The organism is Stutzerimonas stutzeri (assembly GCF_024448895.1).
Lineage (GTDB): Bacteria > Pseudomonadota > Gammaproteobacteria > Pseudomonadales > Pseudomonadaceae > Stutzerimonas > Stutzerimonas stutzeri_Q.
Genome location: NZ_JAMOIC010000042.1, coordinates 1 through 17,660, shown reverse-complemented (window position 1 = coordinate 17,660; position 17,660 = coordinate 1). Strand labels below are relative to the sequence as shown.

General features: G+C 60.8%; 12 protein-coding genes. 6 read left to right on the top strand and 6 right to left on the bottom strand.

The genetic code is table 11. The features are described from left to right. Positions 1 to 153 precede the first annotated feature (153 nt). From NA619_RS24165 to NA619_RS24155, 3 genes are all read right to left on the bottom strand, one after another. Positions 154 to 1,416 (bottom strand): acyl-CoA dehydrogenase family protein, encoded by a 1,263-nt coding sequence (locus NA619_RS24165; protein ID WP_255964351.1) that lies wholly within the window; start codon positions 1,414 to 1,416, stop codon positions 154 to 156. A 179-nt stretch (positions 1,417 to 1,595) separates the two neighbouring features. Beyond that, positions 1,596 to 2,036: a CopD family copper resistance protein gene (locus NA619_RS24160; protein ID WP_255964350.1), complete on the bottom strand. Its 441-nt coding sequence runs from the start codon at positions 2,034 to 2,036 to the stop codon at positions 1,596 to 1,598. 68 nt (positions 2,037 to 2,104) lie between these two features. After that, positions 2,105 to 2,458 carry a hypothetical protein gene (locus NA619_RS24155; RefSeq protein ID WP_255964349.1) on the bottom strand — a complete coding sequence of 118 codons (354 nt, stop codon included), beginning with the start codon at positions 2,456 to 2,458 and terminating at the stop codon, positions 2,105 to 2,107. A gap of 168 nt (positions 2,459 to 2,626) precedes the next feature. Between NA619_RS24155 and NA619_RS24150 the strand changes: the two genes are divergently transcribed. From NA619_RS24150 to NA619_RS24140, 3 genes are all read left to right on the top strand, one after another. After that, a complete protein-coding gene (locus NA619_RS24150; protein ID WP_255964348.1) occupies positions 2,627 to 3,028 on the top strand; it encodes a DUF488 domain-containing protein in 402 nt (133 codons plus the stop codon). A 155-nt stretch (positions 3,029 to 3,183) separates the two neighbouring features. After that, the gene (locus tag NA619_RS24145) at positions 3,184 to 5,076 is read left to right on the top strand and encodes a DUF294 nucleotidyltransferase-like domain-containing protein (RefSeq protein ID WP_255964347.1); all 1,893 of its coding nucleotides are present in this window, start codon (positions 3,184 to 3,186) and stop codon (positions 5,074 to 5,076) included. Continuing rightward, a complete protein-coding gene (locus NA619_RS24140; protein ID WP_255964346.1) occupies positions 5,073 to 5,795 on the top strand; it encodes a 3'-5' exonuclease in 723 nt (240 codons plus the stop codon). The genes NA619_RS24145 and NA619_RS24140 overlap by 4 nt, the downstream gene beginning before the upstream one ends. A gap of 92 nt (positions 5,796 to 5,887) precedes the next feature. Here NA619_RS24140 and NA619_RS24135 read toward each other — a convergent pair whose 3' ends face one another. The 3 genes from NA619_RS24135 to NA619_RS24125 form a co-directional block, all read right to left on the bottom strand. Next, positions 5,888 to 7,528 carry a BCCT family transporter gene (locus NA619_RS24135; protein WP_255964345.1) on the bottom strand — a complete coding sequence of 547 codons (1,641 nt, stop codon included), beginning with the start codon at positions 7,526 to 7,528 and terminating at the stop codon, positions 5,888 to 5,890. A 495-nt stretch (positions 7,529 to 8,023) separates the two neighbouring features. Continuing rightward, a complete protein-coding gene (locus tag NA619_RS24130) occupies positions 8,024 to 9,022 on the bottom strand; it encodes a TRAP transporter substrate-binding protein (protein WP_272891894.1) in 999 nt (332 codons plus the stop codon). A 379-nt stretch (positions 9,023 to 9,401) separates the two neighbouring features. Continuing rightward, a complete protein-coding gene (locus NA619_RS24125) occupies positions 9,402 to 10,397 on the bottom strand; it encodes a TRAP transporter substrate-binding protein (protein WP_423836864.1) in 996 nt (331 codons plus the stop codon). A 355-nt stretch (positions 10,398 to 10,752) separates the two neighbouring features. Here NA619_RS24125 and NA619_RS24120 point away from each other — a divergent pair, with 355 nt between their 5' ends. The 3 genes from NA619_RS24120 (at position 10,753) to NA619_RS24110 (ending at position 17,517) form a co-directional block, all read left to right on the top strand. After that, positions 10,753 to 11,697, top strand: a complete 945-nt coding sequence (locus tag NA619_RS24120) for an NAD(P)/FAD-dependent oxidoreductase (protein WP_255964344.1) — start codon at positions 10,753 to 10,755, stop codon at positions 11,695 to 11,697. 102 nt (positions 11,698 to 11,799) lie between these two features. Beyond that, positions 11,800 to 13,176 carry an L-serine ammonia-lyase gene (locus NA619_RS24115; RefSeq protein ID WP_255964343.1) on the top strand — a complete coding sequence of 459 codons (1,377 nt, stop codon included), beginning with the start codon at positions 11,800 to 11,802 and terminating at the stop codon, positions 13,174 to 13,176. A 168-nt stretch (positions 13,177 to 13,344) separates the two neighbouring features. Next, a complete protein-coding gene (locus NA619_RS24110) occupies positions 13,345 to 17,517 on the top strand; it encodes a CheR family methyltransferase (protein WP_255964342.1) in 4,173 nt (1,390 codons plus the stop codon). Positions 17,518 to 17,660: the final 143 nt, after the last annotated feature.

The window sequence follows — 17,660 nt, the reverse complement described above, 5'->3', positions numbered from 1 at the left end:
GGCGATACACATCGGTAAGCCCCGGACTTGATGGGTATCGCTTTGCTCAACGCCATCCTACGTGTGAGATCCGTGGTGTGGCGCCGCGCCGTAGGATGGGTGGAGCCGGCGATACACATCGGTAAGCCCCGGACTTGATGGGTATCGCTTCGCTCAACGCCGTCCTGCGGGTGGTACAGGTGGTGTCAGGTAAGCCGCGGTTGCCCCACGATTGGTTTCGCTGGCCTTGATTTCCATCTTCGCGATGCTTCGCAGGTGTACCTGATCCGGCCCATCGGCAAAGCGCAGGGCGCGGCCGGCGGTCCACATGTCGGCCAGCGGCGTGTCGGGCGTCAGCCCCATGGCGCCGTATGTCTGCATGGCCCGATCGGCGACATTGGTCAGCATGCGCGGCACCAGCGCCTTGATCATCGCGATCTCCTTGCGCGCTGCCTTCGCGCCCACCTCGTCGATCATCCAGGCGGTCTTGAGCACCAGCAGTCGCGCCTGTTCGATCTCGATCCGCGACTCTGCAATCCAGTCGCCAATATTCGAATACTGCTGCAGATACTTGCCGAACGCCTTGCGCTCCTGGCATCGCTCGACCATCAGCTCCAGCGCCAGCTCGGCCATGCCGATCGACCGCATACAGTGGTGAATGCGCCCCGGCCCAAGCCGCGCCTGAGCCATCATGAAACCGTCGCCCTCCTCGCCCAGCAGGTTGCTCACCGGCACACGCACGTTACGCAGCAAGACTTCGCTGTGGCCTTCCGGGGCGATGTGGTTCATCACCGGAATGTTGCGCACCAGCTCAACGCCGGGCGTGTCGAACGGCACCAGGATCATGCTCTGCTGGTGATGCGTGTCGGCGCCCGGATCAGTCTTGCCCATGACGATCAGCAGCTTGCAGTTGGGATGTGACGCGTTGGTGATGAACCATTTGCGCCCGTTGATCACGTAGCTGTCGCCCTCGCGACGGATCAGCGTCTGGATGTTGGTGGCGTCGGAGGACGGCACGTCCGGCTCGGTCATGGCGAAGGCCGACCGAATCTCGCCATCGAGCAATGGCTTGAGCCAGCGCTCGCGCTGCTCAGGGCTGGCGAACATGTGCAGTAGCTCCATGTTGCCGGTGTCTGGCGCATTGCAGTTGAAGACTTCGGAGGCCCAAGGCACACGCCCCATGATCTCGGCCAGCGGCGCATATTCCAGGTTGGTGAGGCCCATGCCCGGCTCGTCCTTGCCCAGGGACGGCAGGAACAGGTTCCACAGCCCTTCGGAGCGCGCCAGCGCTTTCAGATCGTCCATGAAAGACACCGGATACCGCCCCGCGGCCACCTCCTCATGCCACGCGCCGATCCGCGGCACGATGTACTCATCCATGAAGGCACGCAGTTGTTGGCGCAGCGCTTCGGCGGGTGGGCTATAAGCGAAATGCATGGGCTACCTCGGTATCGGACTGGGCTTGATGGCCTCACCATAGGTCCGCAACAGCCGAAAACAAACGAGTCTCATGCGGGTGAATCTGCTGCCAATCACAACCGCTGATGAGCGCCCGGCATTGACTCAGGTCATCGCCGAGATTGCACCGATGCACTACGCAAGCATGTTCAAGCCCATCACCAATGCACGTAGAACATGCCCTTCGCCAGCAACACGATGCCCACCATCTGCGCAAAGATCGCCCAGTGAATGCGCCGATAACGTGCCGGCGTCATGCGCCCGCTGCGCAGCAACATCGCCACCATGCCGAAGGTGAAGAACACGCCCACCGCCAACAGAATCTTCAGGGAAAGCAATGTGGCGAAGCTGCTGCCAAACGGATCGGCCAGCGTCTGGCGGTGGTACCAGGCCAGTCCTATCCCCGCTCCGTAGACGAACAGCACAACCCAATGCAGCACCACCCGCAGCCTGGCACCGACCGCTTTATCGACCCTCTGCATCAGGTCCGGCTCGATCTGCTGGCGCACCCGGCTGAGTACGGCCACCTCGATGAACAAGGCCCCGATGAAGAAGATGGCCGCCAGCAGGTGAGTGACATGCAACAGGGAATAGCTCATCTCGGCTCCTCTGGTTGGTGATGCGGGCCAGCCTAGCAGAGCGACTGGCGAGCGATGGACTGCTCAGATCAAGGATTGAGCGCGGTCAACTCTGCGCCGTTCCGTTGCACCTGCTGTCCGGCAACAAGCCCCTCTTGATAGGACCGCACCCTTGACTGACTGCCGTCCTCGTTGGTGATGACGTACAGCGTCTGCTCCAGCCCGGCGGCTTCCTGCACACCCTGGCCCGCTAAGTAGCCCAAGCCGCCGCCGATCAGAGCTCCGATGGGCCCGCCCGCTGCCGCCCCGAGCATGAAACCACTGAGCCCGCCAAAGCCGCCGCCGACCGCGCGATCCTCCTGTGCGCTCACGACTTCGTCTGCGCCGACCAGAGCGCTGCCAAGCAGCATTGCCGATGTAACCAAAGCGACTAGATTCTTCATGTGATGCTCCTTCGAATGTGTGTTGGTCATTTGAAAGAGTCACGAATCGTGCCGCTTTTTATTTCATTTTTATCAATAACTTAAACGGCAGTTGGTTTTTAATACCAAAATGATATGGGTTTAATTAACCTAGCCTCGAGTAAAAATTACCCCTTAACAGGATAAGTCATGATCCGCTGCAAACGGGCCTACGCACCCAGTGAAAACACAGACGGTCAGCGTGTACTGGTAGATCGCATCTGGCCGCGTAACCTGCACAAGGAAGACCTTGCGCTGGACGCCTGGCTCAAGGAAGTCGCGCCCTCGACTGCGCTTCGCCGTGCATTCAAGAGCGGCTCGCTAGGCTACGAAGCATTTCGCGAGGGCTATCGCGGGGAACTGGCTGGTCACCCGGAGCATTGGTGGCCGCTGCTGGACATCGCCATACGATGCCCGCTGACGCTGCTCTATGCCGCCCGTGACGAGCAGCAGAACAATGCACAGGTGCTGGCCGAATGGTTGGAGGAAGAACTGGAGCGGAAGGCGGGGCCAAGCTCACCGACCTGCTACGCCAATGAGCGAATGGCATGACGCTGCAGAATCCCGTGCTTGCTCGGACGCGAGCGAACTGGGACGTCCGCAAACGACACACCGCTACCTGCTAACGACTCGCCTTGCACTCCCGCGGACGCCGGAAACCGGGCTGTGATTCAATAGAAAAACAGACACCGGCCAGGAGCCCCCGAATGCAGGTCGAGTTGATCGAGATACGCGACCACCTGAGTCACTTCGCCCCTTTCGACGGTCTGCCGGATGACACCCTCGATGAGATTGCCCGACAGATCGAAGTCGGCTATTTCAAGGCCGGTAGCGAAATCCTCCGCTATGGTGAGCCGATCGAAGACCTGCACTACATCCGCAGCGGCGCAGTGGATATCCATCGCCGCAATGGCGAGCTGTACAACCGCTTGTCCGAGGGCGAAGTGTTCGGCCAGTTCGGCCTGCTGCGCGGACACAAGGTGCGTCTGCCGGCGCGCGCGATCGAGGACAGCCTGATTTATTTCATTCCTGGCGCGCTGTTCGAACAGCTGTGCGAGGCGAATGACGCTTTCGCCGACTTTGTCGAAGCCGAAGGCCAATCGCGCCTGAAGGCCGAACAACCTCAAGGCAAAGCCAGCGAACTGATGAAGATCAAGGTGCGCAAGCTGGTCACTCGGCGCACCGTCAGCGTGCCACTGGGCACCAGCGTGCAGGCGGCCGCTCAAGTGATGAGTGAGCATGGCGTCTCCTCGCTGGTGATTTACGGCCCACCTGCCGAAGGTGCCCAAGCCCCGCAGACCCAGGTCATGGCCGGCATCACCACTGACCGCGACCTTCGCATCAGGGTATTGGCCGAGGGTTTGCCTCTGGATACCCCGGTGGATCGGATAATGTCGCCCAACCCGATCACCATCCAGGCCGACGCCTCGGTATTCGAGGCAATGCTCTGCATGCTGCGCAACAACATTCATCATCTACCGGTGATGCATCGCCAGCGCCCGGTGGGCGTGATCAACCTGTCCGACATCATCAAGTACGAGTCGCAGAGCAGCCTGTATCTGGTCAACAGCATCTTCAACAAGCAGTCGGTGGCCGAGTTGCAGGCGCTGCTGCCGGATCTGCGCGCCACTTTCCTGCGCATGGTCAACGAAGAAGCCACTGCTCACATGATCGGCAGTGCCATGTCTGGAATCGGCCGCAGCCTGTCTCACCGTTTACTGGAACTCGCCGAGCAGCAGCTAGGGCCACCCCCGGTCCCCTACTGCTACATGGTGCTGGGGTCGATGGCGCGCGATGAGCAGCTGATCGTCACCGACCAGGACAACGCGCTGGTGATCGACAACCGCTTCGACCCGCGGATCCATGACGAGTATTTCCGTCAGCTGGCAAGCTTCGTCAGCGACGGCCTGGCCGCATGTGGCTACAGCTACTGCAAGGGCGGGATCATGGCCAGCAACTCCAAATGGCGGCAGCCGTTGCGGGTATGGAGAAGCTATTTCACTCAATGGATCGAGCAACCGAACCCGGAAACCCTGCTCAACAGCTCCATATTCTTCGACCTCGACAGCGCCTACGGCGAGTCCGAGCTGGTTGAAAACCTCAAGGATCTGATCGCGCAAAAAGCCAGCAGCAACCCGCTGTTCCTGGCAAGCCTGGCGCGCAACGCGCTCAACCGCACGCCGCCGCTGGGCTTCTTCCGTACTTTCGTGATGGAGAAGGACGGACAGCAGAACAACATCATCAACCTCAAGGGTCGCGGCACCGCACCGCTGACCGACCTGATCCGGGTTCACGCCCTGGCTGCCGGCTCCAAGGCGCAGAATTCGCTGGACCGTCTGGATGCCATCGCCGCCACCAAGCTGCTCACCGAAGAGGCCATCAACCAGCTGCGCAGTGCCTTTGAGTTTCTCTCCATTGTGCGCGTCCGCCACCAGGCGATGGATCTTCTGGAAGGACGCGAACCGGACAACTATATCGAGCCGGAACAGATTTCCTCCAACGAGCGGCATAACCTCAAGTCGGCATTCCAGGTACTGAGCAACGCGCAGCAGTTCCTGCGCTTCCGCTATCCGGGTCAACTGCAGCACCGTCCGCTATGAGCAGTAACCGATCATCGGCCGCGCCGGATTGGCCAAGTCTCTTCGCCCAGCTGGCGCAGACGGCCCGCGACCCGCGCCTGGTTAGGTTCTACCAGGCGGGCACGGTCAGTGCCGATACGCCCCTGGAGCAGGTGCCGCTGATGGCGCTCGACGTCGAAACCACCGGCCTGGACAGTCGCAAAGATTCGATCGTCAGCCTTGGACTGGTGCCCTTCGACCTCAATCGCATCCGCTGTCGCGAGGCCAGTTACTGGGTGGTCAAGCCGGTATGCGAGCTGAGCAGCCAATCGGTCACCTTCCACCACATTACACATTCGGATGTCAGCGCCGCGCCGCGATTGGCCAGCGTGCTCGACGATCTGCTCATGGCCATGGCAGGCAAGATTGTAGTGGTGCATTACCGCAACATCGAACGGGGTTTTCTTGACCAGGCGGTGCGGCATCTGCTCGGAGAAGGGCTGCAATTCCCGGTGATCGACACCATGCAGCTGGAGGCGCGCCTGCATCCGCGCAAACGCCGGTCCCAGTGGCTGTGCCAGCTGCTCGCCTGGCAGCAGCCGGTGTCCATTCGCCTGGCCGACAGCCGTCTTCGCTATGGCTTGCCGCTGTACCAGGCCCACCATGCCCTGACCGACGCCTTGGCCACGGCTGAACTGCTGCAAGCGCAGACGGCCAAGCACTATCCACCGACGACAGCGGTGGGCGATCTCTGGAACTAAAAAAACGCAGCCACAAGGGCCGCGCGTTATTAAGGCTTTAGGCCGGGGTACATACACGATCGGCATGCACCCCGGATAGTTACGCCAGCTTGCTAGCGGGGCTCACTCATCAGACCCTTGATGATGGACACACAGCCCACCAGCAGCACGATGGTGAACGGCAGGCCAGTAGAGACCGCCATGGCCTGCAACGCGACCAGCCCCCCTCCGAGAAGCAGAGCAATGGCTACCACGCCCTGCAAGACCGCCCAGAACGCCCGCTGCGGGACGGGCGCGTTGACCTTGCCACCGGCGGTGATGGTGTCGATCACCAGAGAACCCGAATCCGATGAGGTCACGAAGAACACCACGACCAACAACAGGCCGACAAAGGAGCTGATCTGCGTCAGCGGCAACTCGCCGAGCATGGCGAACAGCTTCAGTTCCAGCGCCGCATCCTGCACTCCGGTGAAGCCACTGCTGACGAACTGATCCAGGGCGGTGCCGCCGAAGGCTGTCATCCACAGCACCGAAACCAGTGAGGGTACAAGCAGCACGGCAATCAGGAACTCACGTACGGAGCGGCCGCGGCTGACCCGGGCGATGAACATGCCAACGAACGGTGACCAGCTGATCCACCAGGCCCAGTAAAACGCGGTCCAGCCCTGGCTGAAGTTCGCATCGTCGCGGCCGATCGGGTTGGACAACGCCGGCAGGTAGGTCAGATAGCTGCCCAGATTGCTGAAGAAACCGGTAAGTATCGCCAGGGTCGGGCCGACGATGATGATGAACAGCAGCAGCAACAGCGCCAGTACCATATTGATTTCCGACAGGCGCTTGACCCCCTTGTCCAGCCCCGCCAGCACCGACATCAGCGCGATCAGAGTGATACCCACGACCAGGAGCACCTTGCTGGTGTTGCTGTCGGGGATACCGAACAGGAACTCAAGGCCCGCTGCCGCTTGCTGAGCCCCCAGGCCCAGTGAGGTGGCCAAACCGGACAGCGTGGCGAATACCGCGAGAATATCGATGATATGCCCAGGCCAACCCCACACCCGCTCCCCCAAAATCGGATAGAAGATCGAGCGAATGCTTAACGGCAGGCCCTTATTGAAAGAGAACAGCGCCAGCGCCAAGGCCACGATGGCGTAGATCGCCCAGGGATGCAGTCCCCAGTGGTAGATAGTCGCTGCCATGCTAAGGCTGGCAGCAGCCTGGGCATCGCCAGCAGCCGCGCCTAGGGGCGCCCAGTCGGAGCGCACGCCATTCTCTACGGTGGTGCCACCCATGGCCGTAGAGAAGTGCGTCATGGGTTCGGCGACGCCGTAGAACATCAGTCCGATGCCCATGCCCGCGGCGAACAGCATGGAGAACCACCCCGTGTAGGAATAGTCCGGAGTTGCGTCCATGCCGCCCAGTCGCACCTTGCCCAGCGGCGAGAGAATCAGCCCCAGGCACAACAAAACGAAAATATTCGCCGAACCGAGGAAGAACCACGTCAGATTGCCGGTCAGCCAGTCACGAATAGCAGTGAAGAGCGGCTCTACATCGCTGCGGAGCGCGAGCGTGCCGACCACGAAGATAACGATGGTCAGTGCCGAAATACTGAAAACCTTGCCGTGAACGTCGAAAAACTTCCGCTTGATATTGTCCTGACCAATGACGTAATCGGTGTCGATCAGATTGGCAGCCCCGGTCGGGGCCGGAATGCTTTCGACGGGCTTGGGCGCGTCTTGTCCATGATTGTTTGCCACCTGTTGTTCTCCTGTTCGCTTGTCGGATCTAAGCACCGGCACCACGGGCGGATAATCCAGTTGATGAACCGGCTGATCCGTTCTGCTGGGCGATCCTAACAGTCGAGTTTGCAGGCGCGCAGGTCAGGGACCGGCATCAACAGGCTCAGAACCGTCATCGGCGCGCCGCGCGACTTGACGGCGTGCGCACCCATTGATGCGCAGCCCACCCTGGATGTTTTTCTAACGACAGGAATAACAACAAGCCTTACGGCCAAGCCAAGCGGGGAAATTTCGAAGGACGGGAACGGACGTAGTCGACACGTTGCGACGCGCCCACAAGAACGGCCAGCCGTTCAAACACTTGTGCGGTGCTGGAGGGTCATTACTGGCCTGACGGCCTGAACGAGGCGGGCGTAAAACAGCCCAGGCTAGCCGGCTAGAAAAGCCAGCTGACGGGTGGATTCTGAAAGGAGCGGCCCCGGTCAGCTGTAAGCAGCGAACGGGGCCTAGTGATTAGCGCTTGCGGTTGACGGTCAGCGCAGCACGGATCACGTCTGCACCGATCTCCGACTCGTAGGACTGCCAAACCGGCATCATCTTCTCGCGCCAAGCCTTGCGCTGCTCCGGCGTCAGGGTGATGAGCTTGCTGGTGCCGCTCGCGAGAATACGGTCGCGGTCCCGCTGGTTCAGGGTTGCCGCTTCCTGATTCACCGCCTGGGTTACTTCAAGCACGATCCCTTCGAGCTCGGAGCGCACCGCGAAAGGCATGCTCATCCAGAACTTGGAGGTGGTAACCAACATGTAGTTAAGCACGCCGTGATCGCTCTCGGTGATGAACGGCTGGACCTTGTGCATATTCTGGCTGGCGATGTTCGACCAGGGGTTTTCCGCGCCCTGGACGACGCCCGACTGCAGGGACTTGAACACGTCAGCGAAGGGCAACACGACCGGCTTGGCCCCGACGGCATTGAACTGAGCTTCCAGCACGGCTGACGGCTGAATACGGAACGCAAGCCCGGCCGCGTCTTCCGGCATGCGCAATGCCTGAGTGGCGGAAAGCTGCTTCAAACCGTTGTTCCAGTAGGCCAGACCGTAGATGCCCGAATCAGCCATAGAGCGCAGCAGGTCCCGGCTCGCCTCGCGTTTCTGGAAGCGCTGCACGGCGGCCTGGTCGTCGAACAGAAACGGGAGGTCGAACACCTGCAGCTTCTTCGTGTACTTGCCGAACTTGGACAGCGAGGGGGCCAGCATCTGCACCTCGTTGTTCATCAGCGCCTGCATCTCTTCGGCGTCACCAACCAGCGTCGAGTTTGGATACACCTCGACCTTCACCTTGCCGGCGAGACGCTCGTGAACCAGTTTCTGGAACAGCAAAGCGCCCTTGCCCTTGGGCGTGTCGTCCGCCACCACGTGGGCGAACTTGATGACGAAAGGCTCACCCTCAGCCGCCATGGCCGGAGCACTCAACCAACACAGGGCTGCAACCCACACTGCAACACAAGACTTGAACATCTGACCCCCAACGGAAAAAGCCCGAAAACGCCTCGTGAGCGCCATTCGAGTGGTTAATCAAGTACGACCAGGCCGGACCCGCGCGTAACGGGGTCGGTCCATTTTTTTGGTTTTGGCTGGCCAGATCTTCTCGACTGCGGCTGTCGGCGGCTGGCCTTTATTGGAATGCAAAACCATGCAGATAGCGGCGCCAGGGCAGCACTGCACGAAGGTGTGAAGTCTTCGTCATAGCTGCAGCTGGCACAAGCTTGGGAAGTCCAACCAGCTCTCAAAACGAGACATTGGCCTGAGATGTCGGACGCGTCGCGAAGTGGGGCAAGGCCTTGCGAAAAGGCCTGTAGTAGAAGGCTCCGGCAGAGCTGGGCCGGAGCCGGATGACTCAACGACGGTTAACGGTCAGTGCTGCACGCAACACGTCGCTGCCAATGTGCGCTTCAAACGTCTTCCACACCGGCTGCATTTTTGCGCGCCAGGCCTGACGCTGTTCCGGTGTGAGAGTAACAAGAGTGGCGCTGCCGCTGGCCAGGAGCTGCTCGCGCTCACGCAGATTGATCGCAGCAGCCTCGGCGTTCACCGTTTGGGTAACCTCGAGCAGGATGTTGTCCAGCTCGGAGCGCACAGCGAAGGGAATGCTGGTCCAGAACTTCGAGTTGGTCACCAGCATGTAGTTGAGAACGCCATGGTTGGTCTCCGTGACGTAGTTCTGCTTGATACCCGCGTTCTGGCCACGAATGTTCGACCAGGGGCCTTCGGTGCCCTGCACCGTACCGGCTTGCATGGCTTTGGATACATCCGAGAACGCCAGACGCACAGCCTTGGCATCAACGGCGGCAAACTGCGCCTCGAGCACTGGCGAGGGCTGGATGCGAAATGCCAGGCCCGCCGCATCGGTCGGTTCCCGCAGCGGCTGGTTGGCCGATAGCTGCTTGAGCCCGTTATTCCAGTAGGCCAGGCCATAGATGCCACGGCCAGCCATGGAGCGCAGCAGTTCGCGGCTCGTTTCGCGCTTCTGGAAGCGGGCTACAGCGGCCTCGTCATCGAAGAGGAACGGCAGGTCGAACACTTCCAGTTTTGGCGAGTACTCGGTGAACTTGGACAGCGACGGCGCCAGCATCTGCACCTTGTTATCCAGCAGGGCCTGCATTTCGTCAGCGTCACCGACCAGGGTCGAATTCGGATAGACCTCCACTTCAACCGCGCCTGCCAGACGCTCGCGAACCAGCTTCTGGAAAAGCAGTGCGCCTTTGCCCTTCGGGGTGTCGTCCCCTACTACGTGTGCGAACTTGATGACGATGGGTTCTGCGGCGTTGGCAGCCATCGGAGACAACATCAGAAAAAGCGCCGCACAGGGCGCAACAACCAGAGACTTGAACACTTCTACCCCCACGGGAAATAAACTCGCCGCGGCGCCTCGTGAGCACCGTTCGAGTGTGTTTGCTATTCGATATGCTTCGGTCGACGCCTGGTTAGGCGTGTCCGACGTTTGCAGCGAGGCGACCAGCGCTTGGCGAACAGGTCGCTGGCTGGTCTTTATTGGAATGGCGGTGACTGATAAGTACGGGTTTGATCCGCCCGGTCACCGAGCCGCGCAGTGTTGGACATCACCGTTACCGACACAAGGGTTGAAGAACCAACCAGCTCTCAAAACGAGACATTGCACCCATCGGGCCGGCCGAACTTTCTCGCCACCTGGGGCTTCTACTGGCAACCAAACAGCAGACGGTCCCGCCATGAATCAGCTCCAGCCGGATCCCCAGCCCACCCTGATCGATTGCCTGGTCATCGGTGGTGGGCCCGGCGGCCTCACCGCCGCGCTTTACCTGGCCCGCTTCCGCCGCAGTTGCCTGGTGGTGGACGCAGGCTCCAGCCGGGCGTCCTGGATTCCGCGCTCACGCAACTACCCGGGATTTCCGCCGGGCATCAATGGCAATGAGCTGCTCGCCAGATTGAGGGAACAGGCAAGCGGCTACGGCGCGCGTCTCGAACATGGCCGTGTCGAACACATCGAACCCCATGCCGACGGATTCTGCGTGCGCTATGGCGAGCGCACCTGTGTCGCGCGGCGAATCATTCTGGCCACCGGCATCGAGGACACCCTGCCGGACATGCCCGATGTCGAAGAAGCGATTGCCGAAGGCAAGGTGCGGCTGTGCGCAATCTGTGATGGTTACGAAGTCGACGGCGACAACGTCGCGGTCTATGGCGAGGCGGAAACCGCCATCACCCACGCCGTATTTCTGCGCACCTTTACTGACAGGGTGACCGTGGTCGTGCATGGCGAGCAGGACGCGTGCACTCAGGCCATCGCGCTGGCCGAGCATTACGACATTCGGCTGATCAGTGATCGGGTCGAATCGCTGCACCCCTGCGAGAAAGGTATCGAGCTGCTGACATGCAAGGGCGAACGTCACCATTTCGACATCATCTATCCCAGCCTCGGCGCGCGTTTCCGCTCCGAACTTGCCCAGCAGCTGGGCCTCACCTGCGACGAGTGTGGTGGCGTGGAGGTCGACGAGCACCGGCAGACGTCCCAGCACGGCATCTATGCGATTGGTGACGTGACCATGGCACTGAAGCAGATCAGCGTCGCCATCGGTCACGCCGCGCAAGCGGCAACTGCCGTGCATAACAGCCTGGAAGCCAATCCATGGGGCGCTTCAGCGGCAACGCGCTGAAAGCGGAGTCGACCTTTTCACGCTCCTGACCTGCTTATCGCAGCACCCACTCGTTCCTCCCGGTCTAGGATGAGTAGACGTTTCGTCATCCTGGAGTTGCGCATGTCACTCAGCGTTTTCGATCTGTTCAAGATCGGTATTGGCCCATCTAGCTCACATACCGTGGGGCCGATGCGTGCGGCTTTGCGGTTTGCCGAAGGCCTCAGGAATGACGAACTGCTGTCGGCCACCGAGCACCTGAAGGTAGAGCTGTACGGCTCGCTCGGCGCCACCGGCAAGGGACATGGCAGCGACAAGGCGGTGCTGCTCGGTCTCGAGGGCGAGCTGCCGGAAACGGTCGACACCGCCGGCATTCCCCAGCGCATGGCCGCGATGCGCGAGTCTCGCGAGCTGCGCCTGCTGGGTGACAAGACGCTTCGTTTCGATGTCAGTAATGACCTGCAATTCATCCGTAAGCCGCTGGCTTTCCACCCCAACGGCATGATCTTTCGCGCCTTCGATGCGGCCGGGCTGCAGTTGCGCAGTCGCGAGTACTACTCGGTCGGCGGCGGCTTCGTGGTCGACGAGCAAGCCGCTGGCAACGACCGCATCGTCGAGGACCAGACTGTCCTGCCCTATCCCTTTCACAGCGCCGACGAACTGCTCGCGTTGTGCGACGAGCATGGCTTATCCATTAGCCAGCTGATGCTGGCGAACGAGGCCGCCTGGCGCCCGGAAGCGGAAACCCGCGCCGGCCTGCTGAAGATCTGGCGGGTGATGCAGGCCTGTGTGAAGGCAGGCTGCAATACCGAAGGGGTCATGCCCGGCGGCCTGAAGGTCCAGCGCCGCGCTGCCGGGCTGTACCGGCAACTCAACGAACACCCCGAAGCCACTCTGCGCGATGCGCTGACGGTACTCGACTGGGTCGACCTGTATGCCCTGGCGGTCAACGAGGAAAACGCGGCCGGCGGCCGGGTGGTGACCGCCCCTACCAATGGCGCTGCTGGAATTGTCCCGGCGCTGCTGCACTACTACATGCGCTTCATCCGCGGCGCCAATGAAGACGGCGTGGTGCGTTTCCTCCTGACCGCGGCCGCCATTGGCCTCCTCTATAAGGAAAACGCCTCGATTTCCGGCGCCGAGGTCGGCTGTCAGGGGGAAGTGGGCGTGGCCTGTTCAATGGCGGCGGGCGCCCTTTGCGAAGTACTCGGCGGCACGCCGCAACAGGTCGAAAACGCTGCTGAAATCGGCATGGAGCACAACCTCGGGCTGACCTGTGATCCCGTTGGCGGGCTGGTTCAGGTGCCGTGCATCGAGCGCAACGCCATGGGCTCGGTGAAAGCGATCAATGCGGCGCGCATGGCTCTGCGCGGTAATGGCAAGCACTTCATCTCGCTGGACAAGGTGATCCGCACCATGCGCCAGACGGGCGCCGATATGAAGAGCAAGTACAAGGAAACCGCCCGCGGCGGCCTCGCGGTGAACATCATCGAATGCTGACACCGCTTGCGACTCATCAACGCCCCGTTCATGGACAGTATTCCGCACCGCGAAGCTTTATCATCCTTTCGGCAGTGCCTGGGGCGGAAAAGGAATCCACCCGAGGTCTCGCTGTCTTCCCTTTATGTCGCCCGCCCCGGAAACAACCGGAATAATGCCGAGGATTTAATGACCACCAGCCCTGAAGCGTCCACGCCGAAAAATAGCCAGCTCACTCGCAGCACGCTGAAATTTCCGGTAGTCGGGATCGGGGCGTCGGCAGGCGGCCTCAAGGCGTTGCTGACCCTGTTCGAACACATGCCCAGCGATTGCGGCATGGCATTCGTGGTGATCATGCACCTCTCGCCCAAGCACGAGAGTAATGCCGACAAGATTTTGCAGAAGTCCACCCGGATGCCGGTGCTGCAGGTCACTCAGCCGGTACCCATCGAGCGCAACCACGTCTACGTGATTCCCCCGGCGATGGACCTGTCGATGAATGACGGCTATTTACGTTTGGTGAAGCCCGAGCGCGAACGTGGTGCTCAGGTGGCCATCGACCTGTTCTTCCGCACCCTGGCCGATGTGCATCACACCCACTCCATGGGCATCGTGTTGTCCGGCACCGGGGCAGACGGTTCGGTCGGGCTAGCCCGCATCAAGGAGCAAGGCGGTGTGACCCTGGCGCAGACACCGGAAGATGCCGAATACGATTCGATGCCACGCAACGCCATCGAAACCGGGATGGTAGATATCGTGCTGCCGGTTGCCGACATGCCCGAGCGGCTGGTCGAGCTGCGCCGCAATCAGGAAGTGCTGCTGAAACGTGAGGACCCGATCGCGTCGCAGGGCGACACCGAACAGGCCAACGAGGACCAGGGCGAACTGGAGTCCGCCCAGGCTCATACCCAGTCCAAGCCGAACGAACTGGCCCTGCGGGAAATTCTCGCCGCACTCCGAGCCCGCACCGGTCACGACTTCCGCCATTACAAACAGGCCACGGTGTTGCGCCGCATCGAGCGGCGGATGCAGGTAAATGCTGTACGCGACATGCCCAGCTACGCTAAGCACCTACAAAGCCACCCGGAAGAAACGCCGGCCCTGCTGGCCGACATGCTGATCGGTGTGACCAACTTCTTCCGCGACCGCGAGGCGTTCGAGGCGCTGGAACGCGAAATCATTCCATCCTTGTTCGAGCGCAAACAGCATCGCGACGACAAATCGATTCGCGTCTGGGCAGCCGCCTGCTCGACCGGCGAAGAGGCGTACTCGCTAGCTATGCTGCTGACTGACCAAGCGGAAATCAGCAATGCCCAAGGTGAAATTAACTTGCAGGTATTTGCGACCGATATCGATGATCGGGCCTTGGAAACCGCGCGAGCCGGTATCTATCCGGAAGCCATCGTGACCGACGTGCCGCCCACTCGGCTGCGACAGTACTTCATCAAGGAACAGGATCATTACCGCATGCAGAAGGAGCTGCGCGAGCGGATCCTGTTTGCCCGCCACAACATCCTGCGTGACCCGCCGTTTTCCAGACTCGACCTGATCTCCTGCCGCAACCTGATGATCTGCCTGGACAGGGACATTCAGCTCGAAGTGCTGCGCATGTTTCACTTCGCCCTCAATCCAGGCGGCTACCTCTTCCTTGGCAGCTCCGAGACCGCCGATGCCTGCAGTCAGCTGTTCACACCGGTGGATAAGAAGAACCGCATCTATCGCGCCAAGGAGGTGTCATCCGCGCTGCGTCGCGCACCCACCGGCCCGTACCACGGCTTTACGCTGAGCGCACCGAGTCGCCCGCCCTTCAGTGAACCCTCAAAACGCCACCGCAAATTTTCCTACGCCGACGTGCACCAACGTGCGCTCGAGCAGTACGCCCCACCCAGCGTCATCGTTAACCATGACGCCGAGATCGTGCACATGTCCGATCGTGCCGGGAACTTCCTGCGCTATGTCGGCGGCGAGCCTTCGCTGAACTTGACGACGCTGATACACCCGCAACTGCGGCTCGAGCTGCGCACCGCGCTGTATCAGGCGGCTCACACCGGCAAGAGCGTCGAGGCGCGACGGGTTCGGCTGGAGCGCGACGACCGTAGCTTCTACGTGAACATGGTGGTCCGCCCGTTCCGCGACAGCGAGACCGGCAGCGACTACATGCTGGTGATCTTCGACGAGGTCGAAGCCTGCATGGACAGCAGCAGCCCGGAACATTCCGACACCAAGGACAGCGTGCTGACCCAACTCGAGGCCGAACTGCAGCAGACCAAGGAACAGCTGCAGATCACCATGGAGCACTCGGAAACCTCGACTGAAGAGTTGCGAGCGTCCAACGAAGAATTGCAGGCGATCAACGAGGAGCTGCGCTCGGCCACCGAGGAGCTTGAGACCAGCAAGGAAGAGCTGCAGTCGATCAACGAAGAGCTGACCACGGTCAACTTCGAGCTCAAGGCCAAGGTCGACGAAACGAGCAAGATCAACGATGACCTGCAGAACCTGATCTCCTCTACGGACATCGCCACGGTCTTTGTCGACCGCAAGATGAGCATCAAGTGGTTCACCCCTCGCGCCAGGGACATCTTCAACGTCATCGGCAATGATGCGGGCCGATCGCTACTCGACATTACCCATCGCCTCAACTATCCGCAGCTGCATGCCGATGCAGCCAAGGCATTCGAGGAGCTTCATCTGGTCGAGCGAGAGATCGGGTCCAGAGACGACAATCGCTGGTATCTGGCGAGGTTCCTACCCTACCGCACCCTGGACGACCGCATTCAGGGCGCCGTATTGACCTTCATCGACATCACCGACCGACGCCGTGCCGAAGAAGAGTTGCGCGCCGGTGAAGCCCATTTGAAGGTCCTGGCACAGAGCACCAAGGGCTACGCCATCATCACGCTGGACTGCGACGGCCTCATCACCACCTGGAACCGTGGTGCGGAAAAGATATTCGACTACGGCGAGCAGGAAGTGATCGGCCAGAGCGTTGACATGCTCTATACGGAAGAAGACCGCAACAAGGGTGTGCCCAGCGCCGAACGCCAGCGTGCAGTCGAACAAGGTCAAGCTGCCGATGAGCGCTGGCATTTGCGTCAAGATGGCAGTCAGCGTTTTATCAGCGGTCTGGTCAACCCTCTCGTGGATAGCCACGGAAAGGTCATCGGCTTTGCCAAGATAGCCCGCGACCTCACAAAGGAACGAGAGAAGGACACTCAGCAGCGTAACGAGCTGGAAAACATCCAGGCTGCCAACATGCAGAAGGATCAGTTCTTCGCCGTGCTTTCGCATGAGCTCAAGCATCCATTGAACCTGATCCAGCTCAACACCGACCTGGTTGCGCGATCCCAAGCAGCCAAGAACTCGCCTAGCTTGCGTAAAGCAGCACAGTCGATCCAAAACGCCGTTCGCAGCCAGTCGCGGATCATTGACGACCTGATGGACGTCTCGCGGATTCGTACCGGCAAGCTGAAGCTGCAGTTCTCCACATTGCAATACCAGGAAGTAGTGCGCGGTATCGAGGCGGTGTTTGCTCCACTGACACAGGCAGAGAACGTCACGTTTGAAGCATTCAAGCCTGAGCAGCCGATTTACATCCGTGCCGACGCGACGCGGCTGGATCAGATCATCTGGAATCTGTTGAACAACGCCTGGAAATTCACCAAGGGCGGTGAGCGCATCTGCCTTCAACTCGAGCGCGAAGGCGACCAGGCCCGCTTGGACGTCATCGACACGGGAGAGGGAATATCACCTGAGTTCCTGCCCAAGGTGTTCGACATGTTTGGCCAGGCCGAGATGCAGCACGCACAGCGCTCCAAACACGGCCTGGGCATCGGGCTAGCCTTGGTCAAGCAGTTGATCGAGGCCCACAACGGCCGTATTGAAGCCTTCTCCGAAGGCCTTGGGCGGGGTGCGCGGTTCAGCATCTGGCTGCCGATTCACCTGCAAACCGAAATTGAACTGAGTGACTTGGCCAACGATGGGGAAGCGGGTGGGCTATCCGGCATCAAGATCCTGCTGGTGGATGACTCGCCCGACATTCTTGAAACCATGTGCGAGCTGCTGGAAAGCGAAGGCGCCATCGTAACAACAGCTGACGGCGGCGCGCAGGGTATCGCGCTGGCCGAGCAGAGCGCGTATGACGTGATCGTGTCCGACATAGGCATGCCGGAAATTGACGGCCACAAGATGATGGCCTCGATTCGCGCCAAAGGCGTTAACAGCAACACGCCAAGCATCGCCCTGACTGGTTATGGCACGCTGCGCGACGTGGAAAAGGCCAAGGCCGCCGGCTTTACCCTGCACCTGCGCAAGCCGATCGACCTGCAAGCATTGATCGACGCGGTGACGCAAGCCGTGCATTAGCCCAAACGCGCATGTGCTTGCTCAGCTTGCTGGCGATTGGAGCGTCAAACGCAACACCTCTGCAGCGCCCACCTCTGATCGCCAGCAAGCTGCCTCCTACAGGTGCGTGCTACCGCGGTCGTTGGGAGCCGTAGCGATGCACA

Bases quoted from the DNA above. Each gene is read 5' to 3' on its own strand.
- NA619_RS24165 (WP_255964351.1), bottom strand. From the start codon at position 1,416: ATGCATTTCGCTTATAGCCCACCCGCCGAAGCGCTGCGCCAACAACTG.
- NA619_RS24160 (WP_255964350.1), bottom strand. From the start codon at position 2,036: ATGAGCTATTCCCTGTTGCATGTCACTCACCTGCTGGCGGCCATCTTC.
- NA619_RS24155 (WP_255964349.1), bottom strand. From the start codon at position 2,458: ATGAAGAATCTAGTCGCTTTGGTTACATCGGCAATGCTGCTTGGCAGC.
- NA619_RS24150 (WP_255964348.1), top strand. From the start codon at position 2,627: ATGATCCGCTGCAAACGGGCCTACGCACCCAGTGAAAACACAGACGGT.
- NA619_RS24145 (WP_255964347.1), top strand. From the start codon at position 3,184: ATGCAGGTCGAGTTGATCGAGATACGCGACCACCTGAGTCACTTCGCC.
- NA619_RS24140 (WP_255964346.1), top strand. From the start codon at position 5,073: ATGAGCAGTAACCGATCATCGGCCGCGCCGGATTGGCCAAGTCTCTTC.
- NA619_RS24130 (WP_272891894.1), bottom strand. From the start codon at position 9,022: ATGTTCAAGTCTTGTGTTGCAGTGTGGGTTGCAGCCCTGTGTTGGTTG.
- NA619_RS24120 (WP_255964344.1), top strand. From the start codon at position 10,753: ATGAATCAGCTCCAGCCGGATCCCCAGCCCACCCTGATCGATTGCCTG.
- NA619_RS24115 (WP_255964343.1), top strand. From the start codon at position 11,800: ATGTCACTCAGCGTTTTCGATCTGTTCAAGATCGGTATTGGCCCATCT.
- NA619_RS24110 (WP_255964342.1), top strand. From the start codon at position 13,345: ATGACCACCAGCCCTGAAGCGTCCACGCCGAAAAATAGCCAGCTCACT.